The sequence below is a fragment of the Oerskovia sp. NPDC060338 genome (genome assembly GCF_042726295.1).
Lineage (GTDB): Bacteria > Actinomycetota > Actinomycetes > Actinomycetales > Cellulomonadaceae > Oerskovia > Oerskovia merdavium.
The window spans coordinates 235,525-248,114 of the sequence record NZ_JBHXCQ010000007.1 but is presented as its reverse complement, the minus strand read 5'-3'; the positions used below and the strand labels follow the sequence as shown (position 1 = coordinate 248,114).

General features: G+C 72.4%; 6 protein-coding genes and 1 pseudogene. 2 read left to right on the top strand and 5 right to left on the bottom strand.

Going from position 1 to position 12,590, the window contains the following annotated elements; translation table 11 throughout:
• Positions 1 to 97: 97 nt before the first annotated feature.
• Both yicI and ACFWGN_RS10910 read right to left on the bottom strand, forming a co-directional pair.
• On the bottom strand, positions 98 to 2,368 hold the full coding sequence (gene yicI / locus ACFWGN_RS10915) for an alpha-xylosidase (protein WP_377616858.1): 2,271 nt from the start codon (positions 2,366 to 2,368) through the stop codon (positions 98 to 100).
• Entirely contained in the window at positions 2,365 to 4,542 is a 2,178-nt protein-coding gene (locus ACFWGN_RS10910) for a beta-galactosidase (RefSeq protein ID WP_377616857.1), read from the bottom strand. The genes yicI and ACFWGN_RS10910 overlap by 4 nt, the downstream gene beginning before the upstream one ends.
• A 148-nt stretch (positions 4,543 to 4,690) precedes the next feature.
• Here ACFWGN_RS10910 and ACFWGN_RS10905 point away from each other — a divergent pair.
• Positions 4,691 to 7,363, top strand: a pseudogene (locus ACFWGN_RS10905) (glycoside hydrolase N-terminal domain-containing protein); the annotation flags it as partial.
• Positions 7,364 to 7,570: 207 nt separating this feature from the next.
• On the top strand, positions 7,571 to 8,575 hold the full coding sequence (locus ACFWGN_RS10900) for a LacI family DNA-binding transcriptional regulator (RefSeq protein ID WP_377616867.1): 1,005 nt from the start codon (positions 7,571 to 7,573) through the stop codon (positions 8,573 to 8,575).
• A 28-nt stretch (positions 8,576 to 8,603) separates the two neighbouring features.
• Here the strand turns inward: ACFWGN_RS10900 and ACFWGN_RS10895 are convergent, their stop codons facing one another.
• From ACFWGN_RS10895 to ACFWGN_RS10885, 3 genes are all read right to left on the bottom strand, one after another.
• On the bottom strand, positions 8,604 to 9,629 hold the full coding sequence (locus ACFWGN_RS10895) for a carbohydrate ABC transporter permease (RefSeq protein ID WP_377616856.1): 1,026 nt from the start codon (positions 9,627 to 9,629) through the stop codon (positions 8,604 to 8,606).
• Positions 9,626 to 10,579, bottom strand: a complete 954-nt coding sequence (locus tag ACFWGN_RS10890) for an ABC transporter permease (protein ID WP_377616866.1) — start codon at positions 10,577 to 10,579, stop codon at positions 9,626 to 9,628. Before ACFWGN_RS10890 ends, ACFWGN_RS10895 begins: the two co-directional genes overlap by 4 nt.
• Before the next feature lie 107 nt (positions 10,580 to 10,686).
• Positions 10,687 to 12,348 (bottom strand): sugar ABC transporter substrate-binding protein, encoded by a 1,662-nt coding sequence (locus tag ACFWGN_RS10885; protein WP_377616855.1) that lies wholly within the window; start codon positions 12,346 to 12,348, stop codon positions 10,687 to 10,689.
• Between the last annotated feature and the right edge of the window lie 242 nt (positions 12,349 to 12,590).

Here is a 12,590-nt window from a genome sequence, read left to right as displayed (position 1 = left end):
GCTCGGAGATGTGTATAAGAGACAACGGAGCACCGTGCCCGACGGCGCCGCCCACCCCCGCCCCCACGTCACCCGCGCAGCGACGCGGCAGGGCAGGTCAGACGGACAGCTCGACGCTCCCCGCGCCCTCGGCGCGGACGACCTGCTCGCCGACCCGCACGGCCCACGGCGCCCGGGCGTCGTCCGAGGAGACCGTGACCCGCGCGCCCTCGCGGCGCGTGCGGAACGTCGTCGGCCCGCCCGTCTCCGACGGGACCGTGGTCGTCGAGTCGTGCCCGTCGGGCAGCTCGAACAGGCGCAGCGTCACGCCGTCGGCCCACTCGTAGTCGGGCCGGTCCGTGCGCCCGCCCACCGGCAGGACCGTGCCCGGGCGGACCAGGAGCGGCAGCGAGTCGAACCCGTGCCGCTCGCTCACCCACCGCGGCCCGGAGACGGAGCGCCCGTCGAGGAGGTTCGTCCAGCTCCCCTCCGGGACGTAGTACTCGACGTCGCCCTCGGTGCTGAACACCGGGGCGACGAGCAGCGCGTCGCCCAGCATGTACTGGGTGTCCACGCCGGCCGTCCCCCGGTCCTGGGGGAACTCGAGCATCATGGGCCGCATCATCGGGACCCCCTGCCCGTGCGCCTCCCCCGCCACCCGGGCCAGGTACGGCATGAGCGACATCTTGAGCCGTGTGAAGGCCCGGGTGACGTCCACGGCCTCGTCGTCGAACGCCCACGGCACGCGATAGGAGTCCGAGGCGTGCAGGCGGCTGTGCGAGGACAGCAGGCCGAACGCGGCCCAGCGCTTGAAGACCGCGGGGTCCGGCGTGCCCTCGAAGCCCCCGATGTCGTGGCTCCAGTACCCGAACCCCGACAGCGCGAGCGAGAGCCCGCCGCGCAACGACTCGGCCATCGACGCGTAGGTCGACTCGCAGTCCCCGCCCCAGTGGACCGGGAACTGCTGCCCGCCCGCGGTCGCCGAGCGGGCGAAGAGCACCGCCTCGCCCTCGCCGCGCTCGGCCCGCAGCAGCTCGAACACGGCCTCGTTGTACAGGTGCGCGTAGTAGTTGTGCATGCGCTGCGGGTCCGACCCGTCGTGCCACACCACGTCCGTGGGGATCCGCTCGCCGAAGTCGGTCTTGAAGCAGTCCACGCCCTGGTCCAGCAGGCCCTTGAGCTGCGCGAGGTACCAGGCCTTCGCGTCCGGGTTCGTGAAGTCGACGAGCGCCATGCCCGCCTGCCACATGTCCCACTGCCAGACGTCGCCCCCGGGCGTCAGCACCAGGTACCCCTTCTCGCGCCCCTCGGCGAACAGGTGCGAGCGCTGGGCGATGTACGGGTTGATCCACGCCGAGATCCGCAGCCCCTTGGCACGCAGCCGCGCGAGCATGCCCTCGGGATCGGGGAACGTCGCCGGGTCCCACACGAAGTCGCACCAGTGGAACTGCCGCATCCAGAAGCAGTCGAAGTGGAAGACGCTCAACGGGATCTCGCGCTCTGCCATCCCGTCGATGAACGAGGTCACGGTGCCCTCGTCGTAGTCCGTGGTGAAGGACGTCGACAGCCACAGGCCGAACGACCACGCGGGCACCCTGGCGGGCCGGCCCGTGAGCGCGGTGTACCGGCTCAGGATCTCCTTGGGCGTCGCCCCGTAGATCACGTAGTACTGGAGGGTCTCGCCCACGACCGAGAACTGCGTGCGCGAGACCACCTCGGTGCCCACCTCGAACGAGACCCGCTCGGGATGGGCCACGAACACGCCGTAGCCCGCGTCCGACAGGTAGAACGGGACGTTCTTGTACGCCTGGTCGCTCGCCGTCCCGCCGTCCTCGTTCCAGATGTCGACCGACTGCCCGTTCTTGACCAGGGCGCCGAACCGCTCGCCCAGGCCGTACAGGTGCTCGCCCACGCCGATCGTGAGCTGCTCGCGGACGTGATGGGCGCCGTCGGGCGTCGTGACGACCCCGACGCTGCGGTCCGTCGAGCTCGTCAGGACCCTGCCGTCGGCCACGAAGTCCACGCGCCAGCCGCCGTCGGTCGCGACCCGCGCCGCGAGCCTGCCCGAGGTCAGCGACGCGCCGTGCTCCCCCGCGACGAGGGGCACGACGACCTTGGAGTCCCCCGACGCGCGCGCGACCTCGAAGTGCGGGCCCGGGTCCCGCCGCCCCTGGTGGTGCTCGATGCGCACCCCCACGACGTCGTCCATGGGTGCGTCGAACGACACCGTGACCAGCGGCCGGTTGAGCGTGTCACCACGCGTCAGGATCGGTGCCGTGGGCGCGTACACCACGAGCCGCCCGGCGTCGTCGACGACCTCGTCGACCGACTGCGGCCGCAGCAGCGTCACGCCCGGAAGCAGCTTCCAGTAACCATCCGTGAACTTCATGAGTTCCTCTCGATCAGGACGACGGCGTCGTCGGCCGCGAGGACGACCTCGCCGGCGGCAGGTGGGAGCCCGGTCAGGAGGTCGACGACCTCGGACCCGGGATGACGTGGGAGGGCGGACGACGACCCCGGGAGCAGGTCCTCCACGCGGACGCGGACCGTGCCCCGGCCGTGGTTGAGCACGAAGAGCGCGTCGCCGCGCCGGACGACCTCGACGCCGGGGAGGCGCACAGCGGGCGCGGCCCCCTCGACGCCCGCCTCGGCGATCGCCTGCCGCAGCACGTCCGCGAGGGCGTCCTGGGGTGGCACGGTCCCGACGTACCAGGCCGCGCCCAAGCCCGGGCGCCGGTGACGCGTGATCGCCGGGGCCCCGTCGAGATGTCCGCCCCGGAACGACGCGAGCACCTCGGCGCCCTCGGAGCGCAGCAGCTCGCCGAGGACCTCGGCCCGGAAGGAGCCCGACCGCGACGACGACGCGTCGGGCGTCCCGGCCGGCGCTCGCGACGGCTCCCCCAGCGGCCCCGGCGGCCCGGCCGTCCAGACGACCTCCGCGCCGTCGTCGGGAAGCGGGACCCACTCCTCGCCGCTGACCCCGACGACGTCCCGCAGCAGGGCGGGGAAGCGTCCGGTCCGCACGTGCGCGGACTCGTCGGCGACCCCTCCGAACGGGCCGAGCACGAGCGTCCCTCCCCGCCCGACGTGCTCGCGCAGCGTGTCCGCCGCGGGCTCGGTGAGCAGGTAGAGCTGAGGCGCGAGCACGACGTCGTACCCCGACAGGTCCTGACCCGGGCGGGCGACGTCGACCGCGACGCCGTCCTCCCACAGCGGGCGGTACCAGGACCGGAGCTGCGCCAGGGCGTCGAGCCGGTCCGTCGGCAGGGCCTCGCCCTGCGACGCCCACCAGCTCGGCCAGTCGAACAGGATCGCGACCCGTGCCCCGACGCGCGAGCCGACGACGGGACGCAGCCTCGCGAGGTCCGCGCCCAGCCGCCGGACCCCCTGGTGCGCGCGGGTCTCGGGGCCCGCGTGCGGGAGCATGGCCGAGTGGAACCGCTCGGGCCCCTTGGTCGCGGCCCGCCACTGGAAGAAGCAGATCGCGTCGGCCCCGCGGGCCACTGCCTGCAACGACTCGAGGCGCGAGCGCCCGGGCGACTTGGTGAGGTTGTGCGGGCGCCAGCTCACGGCGCCGGCCGCCTGCTCCATGAGGACCCAGGGGCGACCGCGCCCGAGCGAGCGCATGAGGTCGTGCGTGAGCGCCGACGTGCTCGCGGCGTGCGGGTCCGTCGGGTCGGGGTACGCGTCGTCCGCGACCACGTCCAGGTCCTCGGCCCACGACCAGTAGTCGACGAGCGGGAAGAAGCCCATGAAGTTCGTCGTCACGGGCCGCACGGGGTCGATCTCGCGGATCAGGTCGCGCTGCTCGCGGAACAACGACCGCAGGGCGTCGGACGAGTAGCGACGGAAGTCCAGGACCTGGGTCGGGTTGAGGTGGTACGGCGCCCGGCGAGGAGGGGTGATCTCCTCCCACCGCCCGTAGTGCTGCGACCAGACCGACGTCCCCCACGCCTCGTTGAGCGCCGCGAGGGAGCCGTAGCGCTCGCGCAGCCACCCCCTGAACGCGACCGCCGACTCCTCGCCGTGGCAGACCTGGCCGAACTCGTTCCCCACGTGCCACATCCGGACCGCCCGGTGCGCGGCGTACCGCTCGACGAGGTCACGGGTGATCGCGAGCGCACGCTCCCGGTAGATGCGCGAGGCCGGGCTGAACTGGTTGCGCGAGCCCCACCCCAGACGCACGCCGTCCGCGTCGACCGGCAGCGTCTCGGGGTACAGCTTCCCGAGCCAGGGCGGCGGCGAGGCCGTCGGTGTCGCGAGGTCCACCGCGACGCCGTGCGCGTGCAGGAGGTCGAGGACCTCGTCCATCCAGGCGAAGTCCCGCACGCCCGGCTGGGGCTCGTAGCGCGACCAGCTGAAGACACCGACGGTCACGAGGTTGACCCCCGCCTGCCGCATGAGCCGGACGTCCTCGCGCCACACGGACGGGTCCCACTGCTCGGGGTTGTAGTCGCCGCCGAACAGGACGCCGAGCTCGGTCGTCAGCGGGGCGAGCCCGAGGGCCGGGTCCGTGCCCGGGGACGGGCGACCGCCGGCGCGGTCAGGGGTCAGTAGCGTCATTGCCTCTCCTGGTCTCCACTTCATCGAAGCGGTTCAACACGCTAGTCTGACCGCCGAGGTCCTGTCCAGCGTCTTTGCGAGACGCATCGTCGAACACGGCCTCCGGGACAGCCTGTGTCCACCCTGCTGCCACGAGGAGGCAAACCGCATGATCGCGCGGCAAGACGAGCATCGAGGCTCGCCGAGCGGCCCGTTCGACAGATGGTCGCTCGTGGACGACCGGCCCGCAGAGGATTGGGTCGAAGCGCTTCCGGTGGGCAACGGGAGGATCGGCGCCATGTGCTTCGGCAGGATCGGCACCGAGCGGCTCCAGGTCAACGACGCGACCGTGTGGTCCGGCACGGGGACCGAACCTCTCCCCCGCGACGGGGCCGCGAGCACCGGTGCACGCCCCCCGGCCTGGACGCCCGACGCCCCACGGGCCCACGGACCCGCGCACCTCGCCGCGGTCCGGGAGGCCGTCGCAGCAGGAGACACCCACCGCGCCGAGCGTCTCCTGCAGGACGTGCAGACCCCGTACGCGCAGGCCTACCTCCCGTTCGTCGACGTCTGGGTGACCGTCGAGGCCGCCGACGGGGCGGGTGAGGACTCGGACGGGGCCGGCCGGACGGCCGAGGCAGGACGGCCGGACGGGCTCGGCGGGCTCAGCGCGCTCAGCGGGCCAGGCGCACCCGCGACGAGCCGGGCTGCCGGCTACACGCGACGGCTCGACCTGCACGAGGCCGTCGCGTCGCACGAGTACTCTCTGCCGGGGTCGGTGCGGCCGGGCCCCGACGTCCGTCACGAGACGTGGGTCAGCGCCGCCGACCACGTGCTCGTCCACACGGTCACGTCCAGCGCACCGAGCATCCTCACGGTCCGCGTCTCGAGCGTCCTGCGGCCGGCGCCGGTCGCTGCCCCCCGCCCGCACCCCGCCCCCGGGGCGGGCCCCGGTCTCGCCGAGGCCCGCAGCGACCTCTCCGACGGGGTGCTGCGGCACGAGGTACAGCTCCCGGTCGACGTCGCTCCGGGCCACGAGAGCGTCGAGGTCCCGGTGCGGTACGCCGACGGCGGGCGGCACGCGGTCGCGGTCGTCGCGGCCCCCGGTGCGCGGGTCGAGGACGGCCTGCTCGTCCTGCCCGCGGCGCGGCGGCACGTGCTCGTCGTCGCGACCGCGACCTCGCAGGACCCGACGTCCGCGGGACCCGTCTCGCGAGCCGAGGCGTCCGCCCGCGCGACCGCGAGCGCCGTCGCGGCCCTCGGCGACCAGGGAGCCCCCGGGGTGCCGGGCATGGCGACGGACGACCTGGTCGCAGGCATCGTCGAACGACTTCGACGCCGCCACGTCGACGAGCACCGTCGCCTCTTCGACCGGGTCCGGCTCCGGCTCGGGCCGGCCCCCGCGCGGGAGGACGCGACGGGCACCACGACGACCGAGCACCACCTGCGGCGCCCTGCCGCCGGCGAGGCGACACCGGTCGACGCCGCGGACCCCACGCTGGCCGCGCTCGCCTTCCACCACGGCCGCTACCTCCTGATCTCGAGCTCGCGACCCGGGGGCCTCCCCGCGACCCTGCAGGGCCTGTGGAACGACGCGCTCCCGGCGCCGTGGAGCAGCAGCTACACGCTCAACGTCAACACGCCCATGAACTACTGGGCGGCCGAGACCGCGGGCCTCGCTGAGTGCCACGTACCTCTGCTCGACCTGACCGCACGGATCGCCCGGGGCACCGGGGCCCGGGCGTCCGCGACGCTCTACGGCACGCGCGGGTGGGTCGCGCACCACAACACCGACGCCTGGGGGCACACCTGGCCCGTGGGCGCGGGGCACGGCGACCCGGCCTGGGCGAGCTGGGCGCTGGGAGGGACCTGGCTAGCGCGCCACGTCTGGGACCACTACGTGTTCGCGCCCGACCCGGACTACCTGCGCGACGTGGCGTGGCCGGTCCTCGAGGGAGCGGGGCTCTTCGCGCTCGACTGGATCTGCACCGACGCCCCGCGCGACGCCGACGGGTTCGTCGGGGCGCCGCGCCGCGCTTGGACGTCACCGTCGACGTCCCCCGAGAACCACTACGTCGGGCCCGACGGCGTCCCCGTCGCCGTCGCGACGTCGGTCACCATGGACGTCGCCCTGCTGCGCGACCTCGCGGCGTCGTGCCGCGCCGCGTACGACGCGCTCGTGGAACCGGGCGGCCCGGTGCGCGAGGCTCCCGGGTGGCTGACCGACCTCGAGACCGCGGTCGCGCTCCTCCCTTCCCCGCGGGTCGGCCCCCGGGGGGAGCTCCTCGAGTGGGCCGAGGACCTGCCCGAGGCCGAGCCCGCGCACCGGCACCTCTCGCACCTCGTGGGACTGTTCCCCCTGGGGAGCCTGACGCCCGACGAGGATCCCGCCCTGTGCCGTGCCGCCGCACGCAGCCTCGACCTGCGCGGCCCCGAGTCGACGGGCTGGTCCCTCGCCTGGCGGGCCGCGCTGTGGGCGCGGCTGGGGCGGGGCGACCGGGCTCACGACCAGGTGCAGCTCGCGCTGCGGACGGTCGAGGCGCCGTCGGGCCCGCGGGAGGGCGAGCCCGCCCCGCACCGCGGCGGGCTCTACCCGAACCTCTTCAGCGCGCACCCGCCCTTCCAGGTCGACGGGAACCTGGGCCTCACGGCGGCGATCGCCGAGATGCTCCTCCAGAGCCACACCGACCACCTGGACCTGCTCCCCGCGCTCCCCGCGGCCTGGCCCGAGGGCGAGGTCGACGGGCTGCGGGCGCGCGGCGGGCTCCTCGTGGGGATCACCTGGCGGGACCTGCGCGTGACCGAGGTCCGGCTGACCGCTCCCCCGGCGCGCGCCGTGCGCGCCAGGCTGCGCACCGCGGACGGACGACGCGCCGACGTCGACCTCGCGCCCGGCGCTAGGGTTGCCCTCGGGCACGAGGCCCTCGGCGCGTCCGGCACGTCCTCCGTCACGGACCCGACCGCCCCCCAGGACCTCGTCGCCATGCCGCCGGACCATCCGCCGGGGGTCCGCCGTCCCCCGCCGTCCCCGCTCGAGAAGGAGCACACCGTGGCCACGATCGATGACGTCGCGAAGACCGCTGGGGTCTCCGCCTCGACCGTCTCCTACGTCCTGTCGGGCAAGCGCCCGATCTCGGCGGCGACGCGGCACCGCGTCGAGCGCGCGATCGAGCAGCTCGGCTACCGGCCGCACGCGGGGGCGCGTGCCCTGGCCTCGGCGCGCACCAACGTCATCGCGCTCATGGCACCGCTGCGCGTGGGCGTCAACGTCGGAGTCATCATGCAGTTCGTCGCCGGCGTCGTGACGAGCGCGCGGGCGGTCGACCACGACGTCCTGCTCCTGACCCAGGACGACACCACGGGCCTCGACCGGGTCGCGAGCGGCTCGATGGTCGACGCCCTGGTCATGATGGACGTCGAGGACGACGACCCGCGCATCCCGGTCCTCGTGGGTCTCAAGCAGCCGACCGTGCTGATCGGGCTCCCCCGCGACCCCGCGGGCCTGAGCTGCGTGGACCTCGACTTCGAGGCCGCGGGACGCACCGCGGTCCGGCACCTGCTCGACCGGGGGCACCGGCACGTCGCGCTGATCGGCTCGCCGCCCGCGGTGCTCGAGCGGCACACGTCCTACGCCGAACGCATGCTGCGAGGCTTCACCACGGCGTGCGAGCAGGCGGGTGCGACGTTCGCGGTCGAGCCTGCCGAGTCGTCCGTGGCGGGCGCCTACGACGCGGTCGACCGGCTCCTCGACTCGATGCCGGAGGTCACAGGCGTCGTCGTGCACAACGAGGTCGCGCTGCCGCACGTGCTCGCGCACCTGCGCGAGCGCGGCAAGTCCGTGCCCGGCGACGTCTCGGTCGTGGCCGTGTGCCCCACCGACGTCGCCCTCGCGATGCAGTCCCCCGTGACGAGCGTCGACATCCCGGCCGAGGCGATCGGCCGGGTCGCGGTCGAGATGGTCGTGGCGCGCCTCGGGGGCGACCAGCCGGCCGAGACCAGGCTGCTCGCCCCCGTGCTGACCGACCGGGGCAGCACCCGCGGGGCGCCACGGTAGCTGCGGGTCGGTCGTCGGAGCCCTCAGGTCACCCCTTGATGGCCCCGAAGATCACGCCCTTGGTGAAGTGCCGCTGGACGAACGGGTAGATCGCCAGGATCGGGATCACGGCCAGGACCATGACGGCCATCTTGACCGGCAGCCCCGTCACGGCCCCCGCCGCGACGTCCACCTGGTTGACCCCGCTGCCCGGCAGGGTCACGCCCTGGAGCACGTACGAGCGCAGCACGAGCTGCAGCGGCCACTTGGCGTTGTCGTTGATGTAGAGCATGGCGTTGAAGAACGCGTTCCAGTACCCGACGCCGTAGAACAGCGCGACGACCGCGATCGACGCCTTGGACATGGGCATGACGATCCGGCCCAGGATGCGCCAGTCCCCCGCGCCGTCGATGCGCGCGGCGTCGGTGATGCTCCGGTCGATGCCCATGAAGAAGGCCCGCAGGATGAGCACGTTGAACGCCGACACCGCGCCCGGCAGGATCAACGACCAGTAGGTGTCGATGAGCCCGAGCGCACTGACCAGCAGGTAGGTCGGGATCATGCCCGCCCCGAAGAACATGGTCACGAGCAGCGTGAACAGCAGCGGGCGGTGCCCGAACGAGCCCGGACGGCTCAGACCGTAGGCCGCGAGGATCGAGACGGACGTGGACAGCAGCGTGCCCACGAGCGTCACGCCGATGCTCACGAGCGCGGCCTGCGTGACGATCCCGCCCGCGAGGATCTGTGAGTACGCGCTCAGGCTCAGCGACCCGGGGATCGTGACCAGGCCTCCCGAGCGCGTGATGTCGGCCTGCGAGGACAGCGACGTGAGGATGATCGTGTAGAGCGGGAAGACCACCACGAACACGATCGCGGCGAGGATCACCACCTTGGCGACTGCCCCCACGGGGTGCGGGTCGCCCTCCCAGGGGGCGCGGTGCTTGGACCGTCGGCGCCGCCTGGCGGCGGGGGCGCCTCCCGACGAGCCGGGGGTCGCTCGGCCGGGAACGCCCGGCACGCCTGTGCTGTCGGGCCCGCTGCGCGGGACCCGGTCCGCGTTCGTCGTGGTGCTCATGCTCGCTTGTACACTCCCGCTTCTCCGAAGACGTGCGCCAGCTTGTTCGCGCCGAGGACCAGGAGCAGGGAGACGATCCCCTTGACCAGCCCCGCGGCAGCCGCGAAGGCCCAGTCGCCGTTGACGACGCCCTGGTAGTAGACGAACGTGTCGATGACCTCGGACACGCCCGCCCCGACGGCTCCTCGCTGGAGGATGAGCTGCTCGAACCCGACCGTGAGCGCGTCGCCCAGGCGCAGGATGAGCAGCAGGATGATGACCGGCCGCAACGCGGGCAGGGTGATGTGCCACATGCGGCGCCACCGGCCCGCGCCGTCCATGGCCGAGGCCTCGTACAGCGCCGGGTCCACGGTGCTGAGCGCGGCGAGGAAGATGATGATCCCCCAGCCCGCGTCCTTCCAGACCGACTGCGCCGTGATGAGCAGCAGGAACGTGTCGGGGTTCGTCATGAGGTCGAAGCCCTGGTGACCGGCCGCCGCGAGGTGCTGGTTGATGAAGCCGGCCCCACCGAAGATCTGCTGGAAGATCGTCACGACGAGCACCCAGGAGAAGAAGTGCGGCAGGTAGACGATCGACTGGATCATGGTCCGCACACCCGGGGTCACGACGCTGTTGAGCAGGAGCGCGAGGACGATCGGGACGGGGAAGAAGAACACGAGCTGGAATGCCGTGATCGTCAGGGTGTTGACGATCGCGTCGAGGAAGAGCGGGTCGGTGAAGATGCGCTCGAAGTTGGCCCACCCGATGAACGGGCTGCCGCCGATCCCGACGTAGGGCGAGTAGTCCTGCCACGCGACGACGTTGCCGAGCATGGGGACGTAGGCGAAGACGACCAGCAGGATCACCGCGGGCAGCGTCATGAGGATCAGCGACCGGTCGCGCCGGAGGCGGACCCGCCAGGGGATCTTGCGGACCGCGGGGACGGACGGGGCGGTGGGGTCCGCCACCACGGCGGCGCCCCCTCCCGGGCCCGACGGCGTCGCGTCCGTCGGGCCCGGGACCTCGCCGTCGGCGGTGGCCACGGTGGGCGCCCCGTCGCGGTCTCCGACGTGGAGCGTCACTGCGCGTCCAGGATGTCCTGGTAGAACGCGCGCAGCTCGTCACCGCCGGCGGACTTCCACGTGGTGATCGCCGCGTCGAGGTCCGTCATGGACTTGCGGCCGCGCGCGATGTCCTTCTCGAGGTCCTCGAAGGGCTGGGCGATCGAGGCGTACTGGTTGGGCTCGGTGATCTGCTGACCGTAGAAGACCGGGTCGACGGTCGTCTTCGCGGCGTCGGCCATCCAGGTGCAGAAGGCCTCGACGAAGCCCGGGTACTGGACCTTGGCGTTCACGACCGGCGGGTCGGTGAGGAAGATGAAGGTCGGCTGGAGCTCGGTCGCCGCCCGGTCGGTCGAGACGGGAAGGTTGTTCTCGTCCAGGTCGTAGTGGACGCCCTCGACCCCGTAGTTGATGAGCGCGAACTCCTCGGTGCCGAACGGGGACGCCAGGAAGTTCGCGACCGTCAGCAGCTCTTCGATCTTGGCCTTGTCGGAGTTCTTCTTGAGGAAGCTGAAGATGTTCGCGGGGTTGCCCTTGAAAAGGGTGGCCTTGCCGCCGTCGGCCGCGAAGGGGGCGAAGGGCAGCTGCGAGTACGCGGCGTTGATGGGGAGGTTGCGTCCCAGCGCCTCGTGCCAGCCACCCAGGCCGTCGCTCGAGATGAGAACCTGGCCCGACTCGAAGCGCTGCTTGGCGTCGCCGGAGTTGTCCGCGACCGCGTCGGGGTGGACGGAGCCCTGCGCGTAGAGCTTGGACTGCCACTCGAGCGCCGCTCGGTACTCGTCGGTCTCGACCCGGTGGACCAGCTTGCCCGCGTCGTCGACCTTCCACTTGGGGGGGACGGAGTACATCTGCGTGGCCGTGACCCACAGGTCGTTGGCCCCCCACCGCTTGGCCGCAGGGTCCGTGACCTCCTTGGCGAGGTCGAGCAGCTCCTGGGCGTTCGTGGGCTGCGCCGTGATGCCGAGCTCGTCGAACACGTCCGCACGGTAGAACGTGGCGTCGGTGATGATCTCGCCGGGGAAGGGCAGCGCGTACAGCTTGTCGTTGAAGACGCAGAACTTCCAGGTGTCGGTCGAGATGTTCGCGAGGTTGGGGTACTTCTTGACGGCGTCCCCGGCGAGGAACGGCGTGAGGTCCTCGAACAGCGCGTCGACGGCCTGACCGAAGCGCGGCGGCACGTTCCAGGAGGGGATCGAGACCCAGTCCGGGACGTCCTTCGCGGACGCGAGCACGGCCGCGAGCTTGTCCCCGTAGGTGTTGCCGTCGCTGATCTGGAACGCGAGCGTGGTCCCCGACGCCTCGTTGACCGCGTCGAAGTACTGGTTGCCCTTGGTCGGCGGGATGGTGCCCCACAGCGGCGTCATCGCGGTGTAGGTCCCGCCGCTCCCGGGCGGCTTCGGGAACGCCTTGACGAGCTCCTTCGGGATCGAGGCGTAGCCCGCCGTCGATCCGTTGACGCTCGGGAAGTCGGGCGAGACGTACTCGACCGGGAAGTACCCCGGGAGCACGCCCGCGCTGACCTTGCCGGCCGTGCCGGCGTTCACCCCGGCGCCCGCGGTGCTGCACGACGAGAGCAGCGAGGGCACGCCGACCACGGCGATCCCGGCGCCGAGCAGGCCGAGGAACGAGCGGCGGTTGAGCGTGCCCTGCATCGGTGAGGTAGCTGATTGCCTCTTCATGGGCGTTCTTCACTCCTTCGTGGATAACGCGGCACGGCATCGTGCCATGGTGCGGGCCGGCGGAGCCAGACCGTTCGTGGATGCTCGTCGTCAGCCTCGAAGAACGTCGAAGCGGTTCGACGCCCAGGACTCTATGGCACGCACACCGGGTGAAGCAATAGCAACCGTGGAAACGTGACCACCTTGCCTCGCTGCGCGATCTGGTGGACGATACCGACACCCCTCTTGGCCTGTACGTACCC

Bases quoted from the DNA above. Each gene is read 5' to 3' on its own strand.
- yicI (WP_377616858.1), bottom strand. From the start codon at position 2,368: ATGAAGTTCACGGATGGTTACTGGAAGCTGCTTCCGGGCGTGACGCTG.
- ACFWGN_RS10910 (WP_377616857.1), bottom strand. From the start codon at position 4,542: ATGACGCTACTGACCCCTGACCGCGCCGGCGGTCGCCCGTCCCCGGGC.
- ACFWGN_RS10895 (WP_377616856.1), bottom strand. From the start codon at position 9,629: ATGAGCACCACGACGAACGCGGACCGGGTCCCGCGCAGCGGGCCCGAC.
- ACFWGN_RS10885 (WP_377616855.1), bottom strand. From the start codon at position 12,348: ATGAAGAGGCAATCAGCTACCTCACCGATGCAGGGCACGCTCAACCGC.